We start from the raw sequence: 24,478 nt of genomic DNA, 5'->3' as shown, positions 1-24,478 counted from the left end.
CAAGCTTTTCTATAAAACTAAAAGATGGTGAATAACAAAGAAGAGAAAAAAGAACAAAGCGCTGTATATCTGCTTCCTTGGGTTACGGCAATTGCTATGTTTATACAATCATTGGATGGGACGATTCTCAATACTTCACTGCCATCAATAGCTAGAGATATGGGATATTCTCCAACCGAAATGAATTCGGTTATTGTAACTTATACACTTACGTTGGCAATGTTTATTCCACTCTCGGGCTGGCTCGCTGATAAATTTGGCACAAGAACCATGTTTATGATTGCTGTCTTTTTGTTTATTATGGGATCTTTATTTTGTGCTCTTTCCGTTGATTTAAGAACTTTTAATATGGCGCGTGTTTTACAGGCAGTTGGAGCTTCGATGATGGTGCCGATTGCGCGATTGGCTATTTTGTATCAATATCCAAAAAGTGAATTACTTAAAACAATGAATTTTATAACCTTATTTGGATTATTAGGAATGGTAGCAGGGCCAAGTTTAGGAGGTTTCCTTTCTGATAATCTGAGCTGGCATTGGATATTTTTGGTAAATATACCAATTGGTCTTATCGGAATTTCAATGGCGTATCGAGTTATGCCAAATTTTAAACACGCAGTTGGGAGGTTCGATTTTAGGGGATTAATGTATTTTAGCTTAGCGCTGATTTCTATCACTTTGGTTTTAGAACTTATTGGGAGCGGTCGAACACATATGATCGTAATTTTAGGTTTATTGTTTCTATCGGGCTTGCTTTCTCTCTTCTACTATATTCATTATAAAAGAACCGAAAAACCTATAATCGATCTACGTCTTTTAAATATCAGAACCTTGAAAATAGGGCTAATAGGAAGTTTGATCACTAGGTTAGGAATAGGAGGACTGCCACTGCTATTGCCACTGATGTTGCAGACAAATTTTGGCTACTCGGCTTCTGTATCAGGATTGTTGTTGCTCCCTTCTGCCTTATCAAATGTAGCTGTAAAACCCTTTATGGTACATATTATAAAGTTTTTTGGATACCGAACAGTTTTGATAAGTAATACTATATTGCTGGGAATTATATTAATTATTTTGGGATTCGTAACACGAGAAACTCCGCTTGGCTATTATATTTTGCTGATGATTTTCTACGGAATTTTTACTTCTATACAAATGTCTGCAATGAACACTATCACACTTTCAGATCTGGATCAGGATACAGCAAGTGGAGGAAATACAATGCTTGTTATTATGCAACAGCTTTCTGTAAGTTTTGGAGTTTCTGTAGCTAGCCTTTCGCTTTCTCTATTTCAGACAGGTATATTCGAATTGGATACAGCCAAAGCATTTGAATACACTTTTATTATATTGGCTGTTTTTACTATTTTTTCAAGTTTTACCTTTTCAAAACTGACTAAGACAGATGGACAAGGGTATGTGTGATTTTATTTAAAAATCCTTCCAATAATATTTCCAATTTCAGCAAAATCATCGACGTTGCTTACTGCTCTTTTTTCGGTTGTATTTTCAAGAGTTTTTGAAAAAGGAAAAATAAGCAAGTAATTATTATTGCTCAGGTTTTTATTCAGTAATTCTGGTACTTCACGCATCTGTGGGAAATAAGAATGCATTCCTCTGTCTGCCATCAAAATAATAAGCCCTTCGTCTTCTTTTAAATTGTAAGCTTTATTTTCGGCTTCCGACCAGCTTTTGACTACATTAAATTCACCTTCAATATCAGCTTTTTTGGCAATTCGAGTTAAAATTTGCATGGTTCGATCATTTCCATAAAAACTGATTGTAGCTCCTGAATTTCGTCCAATATTCCAAATTTTTAGCATCGAATGAAAAAAACCGGCATCTTTTTCTGCTTCAGAAGGAATCAGTACAATATATTTTTTGATAGTGCCAATAGGCTGTATGCCATGATACACTAATAAATTGATGTTTTTATTATGAAGATAACCGTTATAAAGATTATAAGTAAAAGAAGCAGAAAAACCTTTGTTTTCTTCCAAACCGATTATTAAGTCTGTGATATTATGTTCTTTTATGGCATTATTGATTCCGCGCACCACATCCGTATCATGACGTGTGATGGCGTTGAGTTTTACATCTGCAGCCGAAGCAGTGTTTACAGCATCGCCCAATATTTTTTCAGCATTTTTTACCGATGATTCATTCGCATCTTCATTAATAATATTAATTCCAAAGAGCTGTTTATTTTTCTTCGTTTTAACCAGCATTCCAAGATTAACCATCTTTTCTACTGTATCTTTATGATTAAGGGCAAGAAGTATATTCTCAGTCTCTTCATTATTTCCAGATACCGTATTGTCATTATCCGCCTGTGCAATTCGCTGTGCGCTTGCCATCGAAACAAAAGAAGAAACCGTACAAGAAACGAGTATAAGAAGAATACTGCCGTTAAGAACGTGTTCATTTAAAAGTCTTAGCGGTTCTCCAGTTGCAGTTTCGCCAATAATAATATTATATCCAACCATTACAGAGGCAAGGGTAGCAGCAGCCGATGCCGAACTCAGTCCGAATATAAGCTGTCCTTCATCATTGGTAAGTTTGAAAGTCTTTTTGGTTAAATAGGCCGCTACATATTTACCGCAGATAGAAGCAATAAGCATTATTGTAGCAACACCAAGTGTTTCCCAACTTTGAATGAAAGCATTAAAATCGATCAGCATACCTACACTAATTAGAAAGAACGGAATAAAAATAGCATTCCCGACAAATTCTACACGATTCATTAATGATGAGGTATGCGGTATAAGCCTGTTAAGGGCAAGACCAGCAAAAAAGGCTCCAATAATGGCTTCAATTCCTGCAAGTTCTGCAAGCAATGCCGCGAGATAAATCATTACAATCACAAAAATATACTGTGATATTTTGTCTGATACATTCTTGAAAAACCAACGCGCAATAATCGGAAACACTAATAGAACTATCAGTGTAAATAAAATCATTGAGATAGATAATTGCAACCAAAATGCGGTTCCGACTTCTCCTTGTGACATTCCGACTACTACTGCCAACACAAGAAGCGAAAGAACGTCTGTAATCATTGTACCTCCTACAGTAACATTTACGGCAAGATTTTTAGAAATTCCCATACTGCTTATCATCGGATAAACTACCAAAGTATGAGAAGAGAAAAGACTGGCAAAAAGCACAGAAGTAAGCAGAGAAAAATTCAGGATATAATAACCGCCTAAAAAACCGAGTATAAATGGCGCGGCAAAAGTATAAATAGAAAAAGTGATGCTTTTCCATTTATTTTTCTTAAAATCGCCCATATCAATTTCAAGACCAGCCAGAAACATAATATATAATAAACCCGTAGTTCCCGTGACTACAATACTACTGTCTCTGGAGAGGACGCCAAATCCGTTTGGACCAATTAGAGCACCAGCAATAATAAGTCCGAGAAGATGAGGAACTTTAATTTTATTAAGCAGCAAGGGTATGCATAATATGATAATAAGTTCTATTAGAAATTTCAATAAAGGATCCTCTATTGGAAGGCTGATATGGTGTATACTAAGAAACATTCGTTATTTTTTTTGGATAGGAGTTAGCTCAACCGAAAATACTGCTTTACAGTTGTCCTGTCCAGTTATAGTTTGCGTGCCTTTTATGACATTCTTTTTAATATCATTTAGCATCACATTAAATTTGGTTACATTTTTAACCGTACTGTCTTTTACAGATTCTAATAGTATTTTATCAGGATCGTATTGTGCTTTAAATACGCGAATCAGTTTGTTGTTATTGAGTACATTGGCATAAATGCCAGTAGAATCTGAAGTAAATTTCCAATTTTCGCTTCGCTGATCGCCAATTACATAATTACTGCAATTCGATTCCTTGCAGACCATTTTACTGTTCCAATCTTGTGCAAGATTTTCGGGCCAGTTTTTAATTTCAGCAATTGTGTCTTTGGTTTGTACTAATGCCGAAAGACTGTCTCTCATTTTTAGTAAAGATTCATATTCGGCTTCTTTGTCTGCAAACTGCTGTTCACGCTGTAAAAGCTCGTTTTCCCTCTTGACGAGTTCCTCTTCTTTTTTGTTGTTGCACGAAAAAAGTAGAAAAGCGAAAACTATAAGAATGGATTTTTGTAAAGACATATTTTTTGGTTTGGTATTTACAAGTTAAGAAAAAAATGAGATAAAAGCTAATGAAGCTTGGACTCTTTGGGTTTTAAATTTAAAAACAGAAGTAAACAGAAGACTTATTTTCCTGAGACTAAACGATTTTTCTAAAATAGAAATTTCTTTAACCGTTTACTATAAAAAAAGGACATTTAACTCTATTTTACTCATGTTGCAGAATCCCCAAATAGGTTGCACATTATAATATGCAACCTATTATCAGGACTTTAGGTTCTATTTATGTTTAATTTTAAAATCCGATTGTTAAACATAAATGCATTTCAAGAATGAGAATAAGATTACGTATTTTTCTGCTGCTTCAATTTCTTTTTACTTTCTGCGTAAGAGGCCAGGAAAAAGTATCTCTGGAATATTGTTTTGCAACCGCCAAAGAAAATAACATTACGCTAAAGCAAGCCCAATCTGGATTGAAAACGGTTCAGTACAATCTACAGGCAGAAAAAAACAGTTATTTTCCTAAAATAGATCTTCTCTCGAGTTATACCTATTTAAGCAGTCCTTTAACCATTAATCTGCAAACTGTTAAAGACGGAATCGTAGAAGGTTCGTCAAAGCAAAGTGTTAATACAGCAAATCAGATCTTTAATGAAATAACGGGGAATAATTTGCCTCAGGCCGCACAGGATCGAATTTACAATACTTCGAAAACCATAATTGGCGGAATTTACCCCAATTATAATCCTTCGTTAAGCGAACAGTCTTATTTTCTGGCTGGTGTAGGAGTGAGGCAGCCACTTTATTTAGGAAATAAATTAAATTCCTCTATTAATGTGGCAAAATCTGTCGTTAAATCTGCTGAATTTAACGTGGATCTTGTTGGCAAAGAAATTGACTTTTTAATTACACTTCAGTACGTCAGGATTTTATATTTGAATTCTTTGATTCATAAACAGCGCACCATTGTTGAGGCTTTAAATAAAAATAAAAACTACGCAGAAGAATCTGTTAAGAATGAAATCTTGCCTCCGTATCAAAAAAACTGGACGAACGTAATTTTGATTCAGGCTGAAAGTCAGTTTAATACCATTTCAAACGAAAAGCAAAATGCTCAAATTGAATTAAATAAGCTAATCGGAATTGATTTGGATTCTAATCTGACAATTTCAGATACTTTAAGATACAATGCCGTTAATCTAAATGAACCGCTAAAAGATTTTTGGCTTTCAAATCCCACCTATCAAGTGGCCAACAGCAAAATAGCTTTCGCAGAAGCGACAGAAAAAATTAGCAAATCTTTATTCTTACCCAATCTCTTTGCGGTGGGAAATTTTAATCTCTACCAAAAAGATCTGCCTGTAACAATTCCGAATTGGTTTGTGGCGCTGGAATTACAATGGACATTGTTTAACGCACAGACAGGCAAACGCGTTCAAGCAAGCAAACAATTAATTGAAGAAGCCAGATTAGGAGAAGAAAATGCAAGTCAGATGCTTAAGATGCAATCCAAAGTAGCTAAAAATAAATTGGACTCCTTTGAGAAAGATGTTATGGCATTAGACGCGGCAAGAAAAGAAGCCTTTACAACCACGAAACTAATTACACAAAGAATGATGAATCAGCTCTCATCACCCAAAGATGTCAACGACGCTTTACTGATTGAATCTGAAATAGATAAAGGCTATTATACGGCAGTTTTGGGCTATTATATAGCACTTGCAGAGTATTTTAACAGTATTGGAGAACCAACAAAAATCACTCAATTTATTCAATAGATGAAAGATATTTTAAAAAATTACTGGGCACTGCTTATTCCTCTAGTGGTTTTAGCTGTAGCGTTATTCTTTTTTTTGAAGAACGGTGAAGATTCTGATGATAATTTTATCGGAATGGTGGATGCGTCTAGTGTAGATGTCGCGGCTGAATTTCCGGGAAGATTGGATTCTTTATTGGTAAAACAAGGCGATACTGTAAAAGCGGGACAATTGGTAGCAATACTTCGTTCTAACGAAATAAATGCGATCAAGGCACAGGCTTTATCTGCGATTGATGCTGCAAAAGGACAGCAGGAATTGTTAACGAAAGGCGCAAGGCCTGAACTTATCGAGGCAACTTCAAAGTTATATCAGATCAGTGAGGAACAATACAAATTATTCAGTACGACTTACGATCGCATGGAACGTTTGTACAATGCCGATGTGATTTCTGGACAAGAAAAAGATGTTTTCTATTTTAAATTTCAAGCTGCCAAAAAAGAAATGGAAACGGCAAAGTTAAATCTTAAAATGTTAAAAGACGGAGCGCGTCCAGAACTGATTAAAACCGCAGATGCAATCGTAAAACAAGCCGAACAAGCGTATGAACTTACTAAAGCTTTGGGAGATAATACGAAAGTACATGCGCCCGCAACTGGGGTTATTTCGAGCTTAGTGACGCATCAGGGAGAAATCGTTTCTATTGGTTATCCGATGATGACGATTGAGAAAGAAAACTCCACAATTATAAAATTCAACATTCGCCAAGACAAAGCCAATTTACTTCAAGTCGGAAGCAAAGCAGCTGTAAAAGTTCCTGGCTGTAAACCAGAGACTTTTCCTGTTGAGGTGAGCGCGATTGCGCCATCATTAGAGTTTGCCAATTGGGTTCCGTCAAAAGATAAAGGCGAATTTGAACTTCGAACTTTTACGATCGAATTAAAACCTCAAAACCTATCACAAATTAAAGGATTGCGGTCTGGAATGACTGCTTCATTAATTCTGCCAAAATGAGTACCATCGGAAACATAATCATACGCGAATGGAAACGCATTCTGAGTTTAAAAGTTTTTTACTTGGTGATGCTTGTTATTCCTGTAATTCTGTTTTCTTTTTATGCTTTTATTTATCAAAAACATGATGCCAAACATTTAGCATTTGCCGTTTGGGATGAAGATCAAAGTACGGTTAGCCGTCAGCTTACTTTTTTATTGGGACAGCAGGAAGCTTTACAAATTACCCGCAGGGTTTTTAGTGAAGAAGAAGTTAGAAAACTGATTCAGCAAGGCAAGATTTTGGGAGCGATTCATTTTCCGAAAGATCTGGAAAAAAATATTTATAAAAGACATCCAAGCAATGTTACGCTTTATACCAATGCAGGATCACTTGTTCCGGCAAAATTGGTGTACAAAGCAGCTGCTCAGGTAATTATTACCGGAAGCACAGGAATCATTTTGCAAAAGCTTGAAAAAACGGGAATGAAAGCAGATCGCGCAATGGCAATTGCAAATCCTATAAATCTGAATACATATCAGCTTTATAATCCGACTTATAATTATCAGGAATATCTCGTTCCAGGCTTAATAACCGTCGGAATGCAGATGATTTTGATTATCAGCTGTATGCTGGCTTTAAATTATGAGTGGGTAACGGGAACTATGGATGAATTGTACGAATGTGCCAATGGTTCTGTAATCAATGCAATTGTCGGTAAAACTTTTGCTCACCTTGCCGTAAGTTGGATCAATTTTGCTTTGATTGCTTTTATCGTTTTTCCTTTTTTTGATATTGGAGTTGGTGCGGCAACAGGCAAATTTTTTGTCATTTATACGTTATTGTCTTTGGCTTGCATCGGAATCGGAATGTTTATTTCGGCCTTATTTAAAGATGTCATGCTTTCGGGCGACGTGGCTTTGTTTTATACTTCTCCGGCCTTTGTTTTTAGCGGCTTTACATTTCCGCGCTGGGCAATGCCGTGGTACGATCAGTATTATGCGCTTATCATGCCTTATACCTCTTTTTTGGATGGATTTTTTAAAGTTTATTATATGAATCTACCGATGCATTATGCTTTGGGGGATCTTAAGAAATTGGGATTGTTCTGTTTGGTCATGTTTCCAACAGCTATTTTATTATTTCAACGTCAATTTAATTTAATCAGAGATGAAAGAAAAATCACAACAGTCGCTGATTAAGCTCTTTTTAAGAGAAGCCAGATTGATCGCTAAGGATCATAGTGTACTGCTCACAGTGCTTATTGCGCCTTTGCTGTATGCGTTTTTCTATGGAAGCATTTATATCAATAAAGAAGAATTTGAAGTCAAACTTGCCGTTGTCGATGATGATCAATCGCAGTTATCGCGTTTGTTGCAACAGAATATTGACAATTCTCCAATAGTAGATTTAATTCATTTTTCTAATTTGAAAGAAGCTCAGGAAGCGATGTATAGTGGAAACTGTCAAGGCTATTTTTATATTCCAGAAGGTATAGAAAAAAACTTGCTCAGTTTAAAACAAAGCAATGTGGTGCTTGCTGTTAACGCAGCCCGTTTTATACCTTCAAGTGATTTGCTAATGAGCGTCCAACAAATCTGCTTAACGATTGGAGCAGGAGTGCGACTGCAGTATTTTCAGAAAAGTGAAGGTATGAGCACAGCAGCTTCTATGGATAATGTGATGCCAGTCAATTTAGATTATCGACCGTTGTTTAATGAACGATCGAGTTATGGCGCTTTTTTATTGCCGGGACTTCTGGCTTTAATTTTACAGCAGACTTTGCTTATTGGTTTATCCGAAAGTGTGGCGGGAGAACGACAGCATTTTCGTTTAAAGGATTGGTTGAGCGACGGAATTTCAAACGGAATTTGGGGCAAAGGATTATTCTATCTGCTACTTTTTTCTTCCTACGGATTTTTCTTTTTGAATGTAAATTACAAATTGCTAAATCTGCCCATGCGCGGAAATGGTTTTGAATTAGGCATTTTGCTCTTATTATTCATTATCACTTTAATTCCGATGGCGCAGTTTATCGGTTCCTTTTTCAAATCTCAGCTCATTTGCCTGCAAGTTATGGCATTTTCGACTTACCCCATTTTTCTAATTACAGGTTACAGCTGGCCGTTTGAATCCTTGCCAGTTGTATTGCGATGGCTCTCCAATCTTTTACCTACTACACCATTTATTGCCATGTACACCGGAATTGTACAATCAGGTGCAAGTTTGCGCGAAACCCCATCGACGCTACTGCATTTGATGATGCTGCTGGTATTTTACAGCACCGTTTGTCATCTCAGATTATTGTATTTATCAACGACTGATTTTAGGCGTAAAAAGCGCTTCTCTTTTTTGTAATGTTTTTTAGTGAATTAACCCTATATAAATAAATTGCTATGGATTGGATTGTAAGTACACTTAAAGAATACCCGGAATTAGCTGTTTTCCTCACTTTATCTCTCGGATATTTTATTGGAAAATTTAAAATTGGAAGTTTCTCTTTAGGAACGGTAACAAGTGTTTTGCTTGTAGGGGTCTTGGTTGGACAGCTGGATATTGTAATTTCTCCAAATGTCAAGTCTGTTTTTTTTCTAATGTTTTTATTTGCTGTAGGTTACAGTGTTGGACCCCAGTTTTTTGGCGGACTTAAAAAAGACGGATTACCACAAATGTTATACGCCGCAATTGTCTGTGTCTTTTGTCTGGTCTGTCCGTACCTAATTGGCATACTGATGGGGTACGATATGGGATTGACAGCCGGTATGTTGGCAGGATCACAAACCATTTCAGCCGTAATTGGTGTCGCCTCAGATACCATTAATCAGTTAGGAATTCCTGCAGAGCAAAAGACCGATTTAATTAATAAAATTCCGGTTGCTTATGCCGTTACTTATATTTTTGGAACAGCAGGATCGGCTTGGCTTTTAGCTTCAATCGGGCCAAAATTACTCGGCGGAAATCTTGTCGAAAAAGCCAAAGAACTCGAAATTCAGCTTGGAGGAGATTCCATTGGTGACGATCCCGGAATCGCATCGGCTTATGATCGTGTGATTTACAATGCGTATCAAATTTCTGCAGCATCAGAAGGTTGCAATAAAACAGTTGCTGAGATCGAAGCAAAGTTGGAAAGTAAAGGAAGACATTTATTTATTCAGCGAATTCGAAAAGGCAAAGAAATCATGGACGTTACAAAAGATACGATTGTAGAAGAAAATGATGTTATCGCGCTAGGAGGCAGAAGAGAGTTTATGATGAATTATGTCGCCGTAAACGAAAAAGAGGTATTTGACGTAGAACTTTTGAATTTCCCTGTAGAAATCTTAAGTGTTTTGATTGTAAAAAAAGAAGTACTGAATAAAACCATAGCAGAACTGAGAAACAATAAATCTTCGCATGGTGTCATAATCAGATCTTTAAAACGTGCCGGAATAGATATGCCCATTTTACCGAATACGGTTTTGCAAAAAGGAGATATGATTGAACTTGTTGGCACTAAAAAAGATGTAGATCAGGCTGCAGTCCATATCGGTTATCCAGACAGACCAACGAATACGACAGATATGGCTTTTGTTGGTTTAGGAATTGTTTTAGGAGGTTTGGTTGGTGCGCTTACTTTACGAGTTGGAGGGGTTCCGCTTAGTTTGAGCACGAGTGGTGGCGCCTTGATTTCTGGACTTGTTTTTGGTTGGCTTAGAGGTCAGCATCCTACTTTTGGACGAATTCCGGAACCTGCTTTATGGGTAATGAATAATGTAGGTCTAAATATATTTATCGCCGTTGTTGGAATCACAGCGGGACCAAGTTTCCTTGTAGGTTTTCACGAAGCAGGCTGGGGACTTTTTATCGCCGGTGCCGCTGCGACAGCAATTCCGTTGATTCTGGCTCTTTTGTTGGGAAGATACGTCTTTAAATTTCACCCCATAATTACGTTAGGATGTGCCGCTGGAGCACGAACCACTACCGCAGCTTTAGGCGCTTTGCAGGATGCCGTGCAAAGCAAAACTCCTGCGCTTGGGTATACGGTAACCTACGCAGTTGGTAATACACTGCTGATTATCTGGGGAGTTGTGATTATTCTTATTATGAGTTAATGTGCTTGTTTTTATAAATCTAAAAAATTTTTATTATGGCTATTGATATTTCCAAAATTAAAACATCGCGTGAAGTCGAAAAAACACTTCAGACGCTAAGCCCTTTTGAAATTAAAAATGAACTAATTCGTCTAGCAAACGAGAGCGCTTTAAAATCTACAGCTATTACGCTAAATGCAGGAAGAGGAAATCCAAACTGGATTGCGACCGTTCCGCGTGAAGCTTATTTTTTGTTTGGACAATTTGCTTTAAACGAATGTAAAAATGTCTTTGAAGAACAAGGAATTATGGCTGGAATTGTACAAGACAAAACTGGCGTTTCCAAACGTTTTGAAGAATTTTTGAGTAAAAACAAAAACACTCCAGGAGCATCACTTTTAGAGAAAACCTATCGTTACGGCGTAGAAAAACATGATTTTGATGCCGATGCATGGATTCGCGAATGGATTGAAGCAATAATCGGGTTCAATTATCCAGTTCCAGATCGTATGCTGAGCCACATGGAAATTGTGGTTCACGATTATATCACTCAGGAAATGTGTGGTTTAGGAAATGATAAAGGAAAGTTTGATCTTTTTGCAGTTGAAGGAGGAACGGCCGCCATGTGTTATATTTTCGATTCTTTTATGCAGAATCATCTAACCGAGCGCGGAGATAAAATTGCATTACTAACACCAACCTTTACGCCTTATATCGAAATTCCAGAATTGGATCGCTATAGTTTTGAAGTGGTTCATGTACAGGCAAGCGGAGAAGGAGAAAATGGTTTTCATACTTGGCAATATCCGAATTCAGAATTAGATAAATTAAAAGATCCGTCTGTCAAAGTTGCTTTTGTAGTAAATCCGAGCAATCCGCCTTCTTCGGCAATGAGTACAGAGACATTAAATTACATTGCTGATATTGTTAAAAATCACAATCCTGAACTCATGGTCATTACAGATGATGTTTACGGAACGTTTATCAACAACTTCAGATCGTTGATGGCTATTATTCCTTATAACACGGTTACGGTGTATTCTTTCTCCAAATATTTTGGCTGTACAGGATGGCGATTAGGAATTATAGCGATTCATGAGGATAATATTTTCGATAAAAAAATTGCGAATTTAAGCGATGCTCACAAAAAAGAACTGCATCATCGTTATTCTTCTTTAACGCTGGAGCCAGAGAAAATTAAATTCATTGACAGACTGGTTGCAGATAGCCGTCAAGTAGCTTTAAATCATACCGCTGGCCTTTCATTACCTCAGCAATTTCAAATGATGCTTTTCTCTGCTTATTGCATTTTAGATACTCAGGATGTTTACAAAACATTGACGCAAACCATTATCAAAAAACGTTTAAATCTGCTTTGGGAAGGAATGGAAGTTCCAATTCTGGAAGATCCAATGCGTGCAGGATATTATTCTGAAATTGATATTATGGTAGCCGCCAAACATTTTTACGGCGATGGTTTTGCAAACTGGCTTGTGACCAATTTTGAGCCTGTTGATGTTTTATTCCGTCTTGCCGAAAAAACAGCTATTGTACTTTTAAACGGAGGCGGTTTTGCAGGTCCAGAATGGAGTATAAGGGTTTCGCTTGCCAATCTTCCAACAGAAAGTTATTTAATTCTAGGAAAAAACATCCGTAAAATTTTAATGGAATATGTAACGAGCTGGGAAAATTCAACCAAAAAATAAATTATAAATCAAATCTTTTAAATCATGAAAACACTATTAGCTTTAGTCTTATCGATTTTTTTAAGTTTCAGTATTCAAGCGCAAAAATTGCCCCGAATTAAAGTGCTGGCAACTGGAGGAACAATTGCAGGAAAAGGAGCTTCGGCAGACCGTTCGGCTTATAAAGCAGGAGAATTGCCTATAAAAGATTTAATTTCTGCTGTTCCGGGAATTGAAAAAATTGCAGACATAACAGGAGAACAGATTGCCAACGTTGGTAGTCAGGATATGAGCGTTGATATCTGGATCAAATTGAATAAAAGAATTAACGAAATTTATAAAAATAACGAAGCCGACGGTATTGTAATTACGCACGGTACAGATACGCAGGAAGAAACGGCTTATTTTCTATCGTTAACCGTTCGTTATGACAAACCTGTGGTGATTACAGGATCAATGCGTCCAGCGACAGCAATTAGTGCCGATGGCCCGAAAAACTTATTTGATGCCGTGACTTTGGCAGCTTCCAAACAGGCAGCAAATAGTGGCGTATTATTGGTATTCAATGAATATATTTTGTCAGGAAGAGATGCCGTAAAAACAAGTACAACACATTTAAATGCTTTTAACGCACCAAACAGTGGTCCGATAGGGCAGGTTTACGACGGAAAAGTAGTTATGTATCAAAAAGAGCTTAGAAAAAGCAATAAAAATACACCTTTTGATATTACAGGATTAACCAAATTGCCAGATGTTGCTGTAGTAGAATTATTTGCAGATGCGCCTGCAACGGCTATCAATGCGTATGTTGCTGCTGGTGTAAAAGGCATTGTTACAGGTGGTTTAGGAAACGGAAATCTAAACAAAGTAAATTCAGATGCCGCAGCTGCTGCAGTTAAAAAAGGCATTGTAGTAGCCCGAGCTTCCAGAGTGCCAACAGGAAGAGTAACACTTTTGGATGAAACCGACGATGCAAAATTAGGAACTATAGTTGCCGATGATTTAATTCCGCAAAAAGCGAGAATCTTATTGATGCTAGGATTAACGCAAACCAGCGATAGCAAAAAACTTCAGGAGTATTTTTTCGAGTATTAATAATGTAAACAGGGAAGTGTTTTGTAATGCTTCCCTGTTCAAAACCTAAAAATATGCGTAAACTATTTTTAATACTAGTAGGATTAATAGCTGTCAATATTTATGCGCAGCAGGATAAGCAGGCAGACACCATAATTAATCATCAGGTGCCTTTGATAAAGGCAAATAAAGCCGATTTGTTAAACAATGTTGATGTCATTTTTAATACGCAGCTTGGTATGAACAATTATTTCGCTGATGGAAAATATACAGGAAGCAGGTTCGAAATCAATCAGTTTAGATTAGAAATAAAAGGAAAGGTCTATAAGGATAAAGTGTTTTTTAGATTTAGAGACCGATATACCAAAAATACCGAAGTGCAGTCGGTAGACAATATGTCCAGCTCGACAGATTTGGCTTTTATTGGTTATACGATATCCAAGAAAACAAGTATCGCGGTTGGAAAAATGACTGCCAATTGGGGAGGTTATGAATTTGATATGAACCCAATTGATATTTACCAATACAATGATATCGTAGACAATTCAGATAACTTCTTAACGGGCGTGCAATTCAATTGGATTCCGTCCAAAAATCATTCATTTTCAGCTCAGGTATTAAATTCAAGAACCCAAACTTTTTCAGAGATTTATCAGGATGTACCCGATATTACAGAAGCAAAATTTCCTGCAGCCTATATCGGCAACTGGAACGGAAGTTTTCTAGACGGAAAATTCAAAACAATCTACAGTTTCAGTATTTTTCAGGAGGCCGAAAAACACGGCAAACCGGTAAATATGTATTATACGGCACTTGGAAATCAATTTAGAACTAAAAAATGGCTGTTTCAATACGATTTTAAATGGAGCAGTGAAGATTTGGACAGAACGGGAGTGGTGAGTACGATTATTCCCGATAACATCTTAGATCATGCTGCAGAAAACACCAATTATGTAGAACATTGGCTAAGAGCAGTATATTCGCTTAACGAACAATGGAAACTTTCAGCAATCGGAATGGTCAGTACTGCATATTGGAAGGATGTTCCTTCAGATTTGGCAACTTCTACACGTATGAGAACCGCATGGGGAGTTATTCCAACGGTTGAATTTTATCCCATCAAAAATTTTAATTTAAAATTCTATGCAAGCTACGTAGGACGATTTTATGAGTATAGCGACTATTCGAAAACGTATTTAGGACAAGTCAATAATAATACAGGCAGATTAATGATTGGAGTTATTTCTCCATTGTTGGTATTGTAAGTTTTGTAATTAAGGGTATTCAGGAAAGTATTTTAAGATTCGATTTATTTCAATTGAAGGAGCTTTTGCAGGTTAAATTTAAGTAATTTTAACGGATAATTATGACTTGTAAATTGTCTGTAAAATGAAGAACGAAAAAACGAAGTCCCCTTCAGCAAATAAAAAATCTAGTTCTAATAACTCATCACAGATTGCTGTCGAGCATGAAAGTGTTGTTTTATTAGATCTGGGAAAAGATATTACTAAAGTTAGGGAAAAGAAAGATTTGATTCTGCTTTTTTCTAAAAGGTTAAAAGGGCTTTTTTATTTTACACATACCACCATTACGCTTATAGATCATAAAGATAAAACGTATGCTGGATTTTTGCTAGATCGCGATGCAGATGCGATATTAGACAAAGAATCATACTCAAAACTTCAAAAAACACATTTTACACTCAACGAACCTTTTATTAAATCGGTTCTCGCTGCCGAAGAACCGATTTCTTTTATAGTAGAAGAAGTTAAAGATAAACCCCAAAGTCCTCGTTTTTTACAGGTAAATTACGATGGCGGTGTAAGAGAAACTTTAATGACGACATTGTGGAATGAAGACCAGCCTTTGGGATTTGTTCACCTGTATACCGATAAACCTGGAAGCTTTACTCCAGAATTTCGAAATATAATCAAAGGAATTGCACCCCAGCTTTCTATTGCGGTATCTAATATCATTAAAAATGAAGAACTGCAGAAAAAAGAGCAGGAAAAATCATTTCTGCTTGACTTTAGCAATGATATTTCAGAAGTAAGAACCAAACAAGATTTGGCTATTGCGGTTCGTACAGCTTTAAAACAAATAAATCCGCTTCAGGGATATGTCATACGCAAACTGAATGAAGACGGCAATTCGCTAAGCACTTATATTTATGATGAAAGCCTAACCTCAGATGATAACCCAGTTTTGCAGGAATTATTAGAATCCAAATTTCCTGTAAACGACGGTTTGCAAAATCGAGTTTTAGACAGTTATATTCCGTTGCTTTTTAATGTAGATATTGAAATTGACAGAGGAATTGATGCACCTTATCTTTTGTTCTGGAAAAATTTAGGATTTCAAAGAATGGTCGGCATTGCTCTTCGAAATGGCGAAATCGTATTGGGAATGTTATGGCTGGCAATTGAAGAAATTAATATCTCGCTCCTTCAAGGAATCTGTTTTCAAATTTCTACTGCAATGTCCAATATTATTGCCAATGAATTATTAGAAAGCAAAAACAACGAACAGGCAGTGCTTTTGCATTTTAGTAATGAAATTGCAGGAGTGCGCACCAAAGAAGACTTAGAAAACGCCATAATTAACGTGCTTCGTGATCTTCTAGATACCAAATTGGCGATGCTAAAAGTTTTTGATGACGATGATTACGGTTTGACTTCCTACATGTTTGACAGATCTTTATTTGTAAAAGCAGAAATTGATTTTGACAAAATGGCTGCCATCAAACTCAATATAAAAGAACCTTATACTGCTCAGGTAATAAAAAGCGACGGCACTGTTATTTTTAATGTAGAGGAAGAACTTAGAAATACTAATTCTGATTTTGCCCAATTATGGAAAAAAGTTGGATTTAAAAATGCTTACGGCGCTTTATTAAAAGTCGGCACTTTGCGAGTGGGTACGATGTGGCTTTTAGCAGACAAATTGAATCCGTCTATTTTGAAGGGACTTTGCTCTCAAATTTCTGTCGCTATTGCGAATATACAGGCCAATGAAAAATTACTGCTTTACAAACAGCAGTTGGAACATGAAAATGTCTATTTGAAAGAACAGATAAAAAACATTTATAATTTTTCTGAAATTATTGGCAGCGGCGTGCAAATGCAGAAAGTCTATCATCTCATGTCTTTGGTAGCCGATTCCAATTCGACCGTTTTGATATTAGGAGAAACGGGAACCGGAAAAGAATTGATTGCGCGCGCCATTCATAACGCATCTTTAAGAAAAGACAAATTGATGATTAAGGTAAATTGTGCCGCAATGCCAGCCAGTTTAATCGAAAGCGAATTGTTCGGACACGAAAAAGGCGCATTTACAGGAGCAACCGAAAGAAGAATTGGAAAATTTGAACTCGCTAATAACAGTACTTTATTTTTAGATGAAATAGGAGAAATGCCCCTCGAAGCACAGGTTAAACTTTTGCGCGTGATTCAGGAAAAAGAACTGGAACGCGTGGGAGGAAAAGATACGATTAAAGTTGATGTGAGAATTATTGCCGCCACAAACCGAAATCTGGAAGATGAAGTTGCCGCCGGCCGTTTTCGATCGGATCTTTTTTATCGATTGAATGTATTTCCAATTTACCTGCCTGCGCTTCGAGATAGAATGGAAGATGTAGAACCGCTTGCTAATTTCTTTGTCACTAAATACAGTAAAAACAGCCGTAAAAATATAAATCGTATTGCGCCAAAAGCAATGCAGCAATTGCAGAGTTATTTATGGCCGGGAAATGTTAGAGAACTAGAACATCTTATCGAACGCAGCGTATTAATGGCCGAAGACAATGTTTTAAGGGAAGTTTATATTCCGAGAAAAGCGGATAAAAGCAATGATGCTGACGAAAATATTTTCAGTAAATCTCTTGAAGAAATGGAGCGTATGTTTATTATCAGTGCTTTAAAACGATGCAAAGGGAAGATTTCTGGAGCGGGCGGCGCAGCAGAAGCGCTGGATATTCCAGGAAATACACTTCATTCTAAAATGAAAAAACTGCTCATTACAAAAGCAGATTACTTTTAGGAATAAAATATTTTTCATGATAAATGCTCATTACTAATTTTAGTATTGAGCATTTTTATTTTTAAAATTTTCACTAAATAAAGTGAATCTCAAAGTGATTTCCCTTTAGGAAGGGAATTTTGAAATATTGATTTTGATGTAACTAATTGTTTTTTAGATGTTTACGTGAATGGCACGCATCTTGGCTATTACTAATCGAAAACGAAAATCAATTTATCACAATTTAAAAAATCAATATCATGAAAATTTTAGTAATCGGAGGAACAGGATTAATCGGATCAAAAGTAGTAAACAAACTTCGCGATCAGGGACACAATGTAATCGCAGCAGCGCCATCAACGGGAATTAATACTATTACGGGCGAAGGACTTGCAGAAGCAGTAAACGGAACAGATATCGTAATTGATTTGGCTAATTCGCCATCATTTGCAGACAAAGAAGTGTTAGAATTCTTTGAAACTTCTGGAAGAAACCTTTTAGCAGCAGAAATCAATGCAGGAGTAAAACATCACATTGCACTTTCTGTGGTAGGTACAGACCGTTTGCAGGAAAGCGGTTATTTTAGAGCCAAACAAGCTCAAGAAAATTTAATAAGAAAAGCGGGAGTTCCGTTTACGATTATTCATTCTACTCAATTTATGGAATTCCTTGGCGGAATTGCTGCATCTGCTCACGAAGGAGGAAGTGTAGTAATTTCTCCAACCAAAATCCAGCCGATCGCTTCAGAAGATGTGGCTTCAATGGTAGTCGAATTATCACTTGCCAATCCGATTAACGATATTATTGAAATTGGCGGACCAGAACGTTTCAAACTTTCAGAACTTTTACAGACTTATTTGACCAAAACAAATGATCCGCTGGAAGTGATTTCAGATGAAAAAGCATTATACTTTGGTTCTCCTCTTGAAGAACTTACTTTGGTTCCTGCTGCAACCGCAAAACTAGGAACTATCACTTTTGAAGAATGGTTTCCAAACCGTCCTCAAAGAGCCTAATCTAAATTCTAAAAAACTATAAAAGCTTCGATGCCCGTTGAAACGAAGATGACGGGTAGGCAGTTTGTCGAGGCGGTTGTAATGGGCGTACACTTTCCACCCGTTCGTGTATTCTTGTGCCCTACGTCAGCGTAATTTATTTTACGAAAACTGATCAACAACACGGCAAATCAATGGGCAGCGGTGTTTTCTAACCATAAAAAATAATAATATGAACAAGTTAAAACTCTCAGCAGTGGTCACTCCGGAAGTACAGGGAGATGAGCAGTTTTTTGCCAGAAAAGCAAGAAGCAATGATTTTGACGGACTAATGAATCCAATTATCGGATTTGATCATTTTGAATTGACTCATGATGTCTACGGTCCGCAGCCACACGCAGGAATGTCGGTACTGCATTATGTTTTTGAGAATTCAGCACCTTTTCAAAGTTTAGATTCAAAAGGGAACAATACGGTTATAACTCCAGGAAGTCTGAATTGGTCTTATGCAGGAAAAGGAATCGTTCATTCTGAGTTTCCCGTTACTGAAGGTACCAATGTTGAAGGTTTGCAGTTGTTTGTAAATAGTTCAGCAGCAAAAAAACAAGACAATCCTAAAAGTTTAGTTATTGATAAAGCGCAAATTCCCGAAATCAAAGAGGAAGGTCTACGCGTAAGGGTGGTTTGCGGTAAAACAGGAAATACAGAAAATAAAATTGAAACGCCAGATTCGTTAACCATTCTGCATGTTTTTTTAAAGGCAGGAAAAGAGTTTTCGCATCAGCTTAATGCACAATGGTCGGGAACTGTTCTGGCAGTTGAAGGTTTTTTTGATTTTATAACCAATCAATCCACTACAGAACTGGAGGAAGGAATGGTTATTTCTATGGCAGGATCAGATCTTGAAGAGCCTCTCAAATTTATCGGAATCACCAATAGCGAATTGCTGTTTATTTCTGCAGAACCGCTCGATGAGCCTTCCTTTTCTAAAGGCGCTTTTGTAATGGAATCAGAATTGGCTTTATCTCAAGCTGTAGCAAATTTTGAAAATGGGAAAATGGGTTTTATCGAAGTAAAAGGCAAGACTCGAAAAGTGATTAAGCCAGTATAGAATAAAGCATTAGAAGGAACTTATTAAAAAAGAAAATCATGAAACTAGTTAATATTTTTAGAATATTGGGCTTAACCAAAACTCAGATTCATAGTAATGAAGAAGAAGGTGAGCTAAATCTGCATCATCACGATTTAACCGATGGATGCGAATTACTGGACGAAACAGTTCACATGAAAGAACAGCCGTTTGACGAGAACGAAGAAGAAGATTACGCATCTATTTTTTAAATATAAAACGATTTATAAATCCTTAAATAAAAGTATTATGCAAGAATTTTTAGTAGTGATCCACAGAGATTTCACAAGCGAGAAACCAGTCCCAACACCAGAACAAATGAAAGATGCCATAAAACCGTATCAAGATTGGATTGCAGGAATTGCAGCTCAGGATAAATTGGTAGCTCCGCCAAAACGTTGGGATCTAGACGGAAGAGTGATTAAACATACCAAAATGGGAAATCATATTACAACCGGACCTTTCGGACATGGAAAAGAATCAATTGGCGGTTTATTCTTAATCCGATCAAATGATTATGATGAAGCCGTTAAAATTGCAGAAGCATGTCCGATTATTCAGTACGGAGCAATCGTTGAGGTTCGTATGTCTGTTCCTGTAGCTTAATTTCCTTAAAAGCATGTCTGTGCCCCCAAAGGCATGCTTTTTTTAGCTTTTAATTTAAAACACACACCATGTATATAGGTAAATCATATAAGCTTTCGGAGTTTATTTTCTGGACTAGAAAGAGCATTTATATTTTGCTTTTATTGAGTAGCATTCCAGTTCTTTTATATGAAGTTTTTGCTGTAAAATGGCTTGCAATTTCTTGGACGGTTGTAGCATTACTCGGAACAGCAACAGCTTTTATTGTTGGTTTTAAAAATACCCAAACCTATAATAGAACCGTAGAAGCACAGCAAATTTGGACTTTTATATTAAATACAAGCCGAACATGGGGCGTAATGTGCCGAGATTTTATTAATAATTCAGAAGAGGCAAAAACACTAATTTATCGTCATTTTGCTTGGCTTACTGCACTGCGCTACGAAATGCGTTCCTACCGCGTTTGGGAAGCCAGCCAGAAAAAACACAATGCAGAATATCAGGAGTTTTATTATAGTATTCCCGAAAATGAAACTAGCCTTGAAGAAGAGCTTTCAAAATATCTATCTCCAGCTGATTTAGAATATGTTTTAGGAACTAAAAATAAAGCGGTGCAAATTATGGCATTGCAAAGCAAAACGTTGAAAAAGCTTTTGGACTCAGAAGAAATTGTTCTGATTCAGTTTTTAGAATTCCAAAGAGCCATAAAAGACTTTTACACCCATCAAGGAAGAAGCGAGCAGTTGAAAGATTCTCCTTATCCGAGACAATATGCCATTATAAATACTTTGCTTGTTCGCCTTTTCTGTTTCCTGCTGCCTTTTGGCTTATTAAGAGAATTTGATAAAATGAACGAAAGTATAACCGGCATTATGCAGGGAAATATGGTTTGGCTAGTGATTCCGTTCAGTGTTATTATTTCGTGGATGTATACTTCGCTGGGACAAGTAGGTGAGAGCACCGAAAACCCATTTGAAGGAAATGCGAATGATGTACCCATTTCACAGATTTCAAAAATTATAGAGGTCGATCTCAAAGAAATGCTTGGAGAAACAAACCTTCCAGTACTGCCAGTGCCACAGCATAGTATTATATTGTAGATTTTTTGATTATTGGCAGTTTCGTTCGATATTAAAATTTGTCCATCAAATGCCTTTTATATAATTTTACAATCTATGTATGAAATATTCCAAAAGTATCTAGAAGATAAAACTGAGCTGACTCAGGAAGAATCTGAACGCATTCGGTCATTTGCCATTATAAAAAAACTTCGAAAAAGGCAGTATCTTCTACAGGAAGGAGATGTCTGGAAATATGACGCATTCATTACTCAAGGCTGCGTAAGGACTTATACAGTGGATGAAAAAGGAGGCGAACATGTTAATAGTTTCAGTATAGAAAATTGGTGGACAGGAGATCGTGAGAGCTTAATGATGCAGCAGCCATCCCGTTTTAATATTGATGCCATTGAAGATACAGAGCTTGTACTTTTTACTCATGAAAATTTTGAAATGCTTTGCAGAGAAATTCCAGCGTTTAATAATATGGTCAATACTATTTTGCAAAGAAGCTTTATAGCAGCTCAGAATAGAATTCAGGCTTCACTAACTTTAACAGCCGAAGAAAAGTATTTAAATTTTGTCAATAAATATCCAGGCTTTGCGTCTAGAATTCCTCAGACTATGATTGCCTCTTATTTGGGCATGACACCAGAAACGCTAAGCCGTATTCGAAAACAGACCGCTAAAAAATAAACCATATCAGGAGCTTTAAAAGCTCCTTTTTTTATGCCCTTTTCAAACTCTTGATCTAGATCAAGTTTTTACTTATTTCTAATCAATGTGCAGGTTTTGCATTCTGCGCAACTTTGTAATGTTCAAAAGAAACAAACATTATAAACAATTAAAATATTAGAAATCATGTCAAAAACAATTTTTATTACAGGAACAAGTACAGGCTTTGGAAAACTTACCGCTATCACATTAGCAAACGCAGGCCACTCCGTAATTGCAGGAATGCGCAACACAAACGATAAAAATGCTGCTGCAGCAAAAGAATTAGGAGCAATAGAAAATATTGAAGTTGTAGATATTGATATTACAGAAGATGCATCAGTTAAGGTTGCAATCGAAAAAGTAATTGCTAAATACGGAAAAATTGATGTTCTGATCAATAATGCTGCAGTAAGTGGTTTTGGTCTGCTTGAAGGCTATTCTGTTGATCAGGTTCGTAAAATGTTCGATGTAAACGTTTACAGCGTGCTTCGTATGTATCAGGCAGTTCTTCCTTCTATGAGAAAAGAAAAAAGTGGTCTTGTTATCAATATTACAACAGGAGCAAGCGGACACACATTGCCTTTTATGATTCCGTACATCGCTTCTAAACTTGTCGTAGAAAGTTTTACAGAAGGATTGCAAGATGAATTAGCAGAGTACGGAATTGAAAACGTAAGTATTCAGCCGGGAGTTTATCCAACAGAAATGAATAACGGATCAAAAGCGGGTATTCATGCCGATAAAACAGAAATTATCGAGCAATATGGAGAAGCAGCAACAGACAAATTCAATGCATTAGGAACTGCATTATTTGGTAAAATGGCGCAGTTCGCTATGAATCCACAGACTATTGCAGATGGTATTTTAGAATTGGTAAACATGAAAAAAGGAGAGAGACCTTTGCGTTTTCCATTAGATGCCATCGCTCAAGGAACCGATAAAGAATTTATTGAAGCTCGTGCCAATATCAAAGCTAAATGGCTAGCCGCTTACACTAATTAATTTCTGAAACATTCAATAATTAGACAAAGTTTAATTTTTAACACATAGAAACATAGTTTTTTCTTTATCTGAAAAGAAGATGAAAAGAAACTCGTTTCTCACACATAGCTATGTTTGTTTATGCAAATGAAATGCCTTTTTAAGCTTGCATAAGCTATGTTTCTATGTGTTAGAATATCAACAATAAAACATTAGATAATTTATTCAAACATTTACAATAATCATGAAAACAACTCATAAAAAATCAAATAAAAAAGTACAGACTTCAGCAGCAGCAATGCTTAACTTATTAATTCTTTTTTCTGCTTCTGAAAAGACTGTGGCTCAAAATAATGCTGGAATAGTGGGAATCGATCATGTGGGAATTAATGTTCCTGATCTCAATAAAGCGATACCATTTTTTGACGATGTACTCGGGTTTAAACCTGTAACACAATTAGGACCAATTCCGTTGGATGATGCTTGGAAAGAATTAAATCATATTAATCCGAAAACGGGTGCTGTTACGATAAAAATGATAAATGCAGGAAACGGAGCGAGTATAGAAGTATTTGAATATGCGGACAATAAAGGAAGCAAAACACAGCCAAATACCGATGATATCGGCGCATCACACATTGCATTTTATGTAAATGATATTCATGCAGCGGTGCAATATTTAAAAAGCAAAGGCGTAAAAGTATTGGGCGAACCTTTTACAATGCCATCGGGAGATACTGCTGGGGAATCTTGGGTGTATTTTGAAACGCCTTGGGGTTCTAAAATGGAACTGGTTTCGTATCCAAACGGAAAAGGATATGAAAAATCGAATCCGAAAACAATCTTATGGTCACCGAAAAATAAAGCAGTAAAAAAAGTTACAGCAGATGATTTTGATGCTAAAAAGAATACAGCAATAGTAGAAAATCACCTTAAAATCTGGAATGAAAAAGACGAAGCAAAACGTAACGTTTTATTAAATCAAGTTTACGCATCTGATGTAGAAATGGTCGATCGTCATTTTATTGCTGAAGGAATTAATGATATCAGTAAATTTATTGTAGAACTTCAGACCAAAAATCCTGAATTTAGATTTACTGCAAAATCAATTGAAACGAATCATAATATAATTCGCTTGTATTGGCAATTTGGTTCAAAATCGAAACCAGCAGTTGTTAGCGGTATGGATTTGTTTGTGATCGAAAATGGAAAAGTGCAAAAACTATATGTTTTTGTGTCTGAAAAAGAATAAGCAATTTTCTCTATAAACGAAAAGCTGTCCAAATCGGACAGCTTTTTCTTTGAAAATAAAACACG

Annotated in this window: 20 protein-coding genes; 18 read left to right on the top strand and 2 right to left on the bottom strand. The window is 36.5% G+C overall.

All coding sequences use genetic code 11. The features are described 5' to 3' along the window. The first annotated feature begins 24 nt into the window (after positions 1-24). Entirely contained in the window at positions 25-1,422 is a 1,398-nt protein-coding gene (locus tag Q9Q97_RS20120) for a DHA2 family efflux MFS transporter permease subunit (RefSeq protein WP_306160400.1), read from the top strand. A gap of 2 nt (positions 1,423-1,424) precedes the next feature. On the opposite strand, the gene Q9Q97_RS20115 is transcribed toward Q9Q97_RS20120, so the two are convergent. Both Q9Q97_RS20115 and Q9Q97_RS20110 read right to left on the bottom strand, forming a co-directional pair. Continuing rightward, complete coding sequence (locus Q9Q97_RS20115; protein ID WP_306160398.1) at positions 1,425-3,542, bottom strand: cation:proton antiporter; 2,118 nt, start codon at positions 3,540-3,542, stop codon at positions 1,425-1,427. A gap of 3 nt (positions 3,543-3,545) precedes the next feature. Further along, positions 3,546-4,121 carry a hypothetical protein gene (locus Q9Q97_RS20110; RefSeq protein ID WP_306160396.1) on the bottom strand — a complete coding sequence of 192 codons (576 nt, stop codon included), beginning with the start codon at positions 4,119-4,121 and terminating at the stop codon, positions 3,546-3,548. Positions 4,122-4,432: 311 nt separating this feature from the next. Between Q9Q97_RS20110 and Q9Q97_RS20105 the strand changes: the two genes are divergently transcribed. The 17 genes from Q9Q97_RS20105 to Q9Q97_RS20025 all read left to right on the top strand — a co-directional run bounded on the left by Q9Q97_RS20105 (position 4,433) and on the right by Q9Q97_RS20025 (position 24,413). Continuing rightward, positions 4,433-5,878, top strand: a complete 1,446-nt coding sequence (locus Q9Q97_RS20105; protein ID WP_306160394.1) for a TolC family protein — start codon at positions 4,433-4,435, stop codon at positions 5,876-5,878. Next, positions 5,879-6,871 carry an HlyD family secretion protein gene (locus Q9Q97_RS20100; RefSeq protein WP_306160392.1) on the top strand — a complete coding sequence of 331 codons (993 nt, stop codon included), beginning with the start codon at positions 5,879-5,881 and terminating at the stop codon, positions 6,869-6,871. It abuts the gene before it with no gap. After that, the gene (locus tag Q9Q97_RS20095; RefSeq protein WP_306160390.1) at positions 6,868-8,052 is read left to right on the top strand and encodes an ABC transporter permease; all 1,185 of its coding nucleotides are present in this window, start codon (positions 6,868-6,870) and stop codon (positions 8,050-8,052) included. The genes Q9Q97_RS20100 and Q9Q97_RS20095 overlap by 4 nt, the downstream gene beginning before the upstream one ends. Continuing rightward, the gene (locus Q9Q97_RS20090) at positions 8,021-9,208 is read left to right on the top strand and encodes an ABC transporter permease (protein WP_306160388.1); all 1,188 of its coding nucleotides are present in this window, start codon (positions 8,021-8,023) and stop codon (positions 9,206-9,208) included. Before Q9Q97_RS20095 ends, Q9Q97_RS20090 begins: the two co-directional genes overlap by 32 nt. 38 nt (positions 9,209-9,246) lie before the next feature. Then, positions 9,247-10,941, top strand: coding sequence for an aspartate-alanine antiporter (aspT, locus tag Q9Q97_RS20085; RefSeq protein ID WP_306160386.1), 1,695 nt, complete (start codon positions 9,247-9,249; stop codon positions 10,939-10,941). A gap of 35 nt (positions 10,942-10,976) precedes the next feature. Further along, complete coding sequence (locus Q9Q97_RS20080; RefSeq protein ID WP_306160384.1) at positions 10,977-12,626, top strand: bifunctional aspartate transaminase/aspartate 4-decarboxylase; 1,650 nt, start codon at positions 10,977-10,979, stop codon at positions 12,624-12,626. Between the two features lie 24 nt (positions 12,627-12,650). Next, positions 12,651-13,700, top strand: a complete 1,050-nt coding sequence (locus Q9Q97_RS20075) for a type II asparaginase (RefSeq protein WP_306160383.1) — start codon at positions 12,651-12,653, stop codon at positions 13,698-13,700. Between the two features lie 53 nt (positions 13,701-13,753). Further along, complete coding sequence (locus Q9Q97_RS20070) at positions 13,754-14,944, top strand: porin (RefSeq protein WP_306160381.1); 1,191 nt, start codon at positions 13,754-13,756, stop codon at positions 14,942-14,944. A 124-nt stretch (positions 14,945-15,068) separates the two neighbouring features. Then, positions 15,069-17,717 (top strand): sigma 54-interacting transcriptional regulator, encoded by a 2,649-nt coding sequence (locus Q9Q97_RS20065; protein ID WP_306160379.1) that lies wholly within the window; start codon positions 15,069-15,071, stop codon positions 17,715-17,717. Between the two features lie 239 nt (positions 17,718-17,956). Further along, entirely contained in the window at positions 17,957-18,712 is a 756-nt protein-coding gene (locus Q9Q97_RS20060) for an SDR family oxidoreductase (protein ID WP_306160377.1), read from the top strand. A gap of 211 nt (positions 18,713-18,923) precedes the next feature. After that, the gene (locus Q9Q97_RS20055; protein WP_306160375.1) at positions 18,924-19,802 is read left to right on the top strand and encodes a pirin family protein; all 879 of its coding nucleotides are present in this window, start codon (positions 18,924-18,926) and stop codon (positions 19,800-19,802) included. 38 nt (positions 19,803-19,840) lie between these two features. Then, positions 19,841-20,032 (top strand): hypothetical protein, encoded by a 192-nt coding sequence (locus Q9Q97_RS20050; RefSeq protein WP_306160374.1) that lies wholly within the window; start codon positions 19,841-19,843, stop codon positions 20,030-20,032. A 37-nt stretch (positions 20,033-20,069) separates the two neighbouring features. Further along, positions 20,070-20,426, top strand: a complete 357-nt coding sequence (locus tag Q9Q97_RS20045; protein ID WP_306160372.1) for a YciI family protein — start codon at positions 20,070-20,072, stop codon at positions 20,424-20,426. Positions 20,427-20,494: 68 nt separating this feature from the next. Beyond that, positions 20,495-21,505 carry a bestrophin family protein gene (locus tag Q9Q97_RS20040; RefSeq protein ID WP_306160371.1) on the top strand — a complete coding sequence of 337 codons (1,011 nt, stop codon included), beginning with the start codon at positions 20,495-20,497 and terminating at the stop codon, positions 21,503-21,505. 75 nt (positions 21,506-21,580) lie between these two features. Continuing rightward, positions 21,581-22,159 carry a Crp/Fnr family transcriptional regulator gene (locus Q9Q97_RS20035; protein WP_306160369.1) on the top strand — a complete coding sequence of 193 codons (579 nt, stop codon included), beginning with the start codon at positions 21,581-21,583 and terminating at the stop codon, positions 22,157-22,159. A 165-nt stretch (positions 22,160-22,324) separates the two neighbouring features. Next, positions 22,325-23,182, top strand: a complete 858-nt coding sequence (locus Q9Q97_RS20030) for an SDR family oxidoreductase (RefSeq protein ID WP_306160367.1) — start codon at positions 22,325-22,327, stop codon at positions 23,180-23,182. Between the two features lie 223 nt (positions 23,183-23,405). Beyond that, the gene (locus tag Q9Q97_RS20025; RefSeq protein ID WP_306160365.1) at positions 23,406-24,413 is read left to right on the top strand and encodes a VOC family protein; all 1,008 of its coding nucleotides are present in this window, start codon (positions 23,406-23,408) and stop codon (positions 24,411-24,413) included. Positions 24,414-24,478 lie beyond the last annotated feature (65 nt).

Source organism: Flavobacterium sp. DG2-3, assembly GCF_030730925.1.
Lineage (GTDB): Bacteria > Bacteroidota > Bacteroidia > Flavobacteriales > Flavobacteriaceae > Flavobacterium.
The sequence above is the reverse complement of the archived record's forward strand: the minus strand, read 5'-3'. Positions and strand labels throughout refer to the sequence as shown.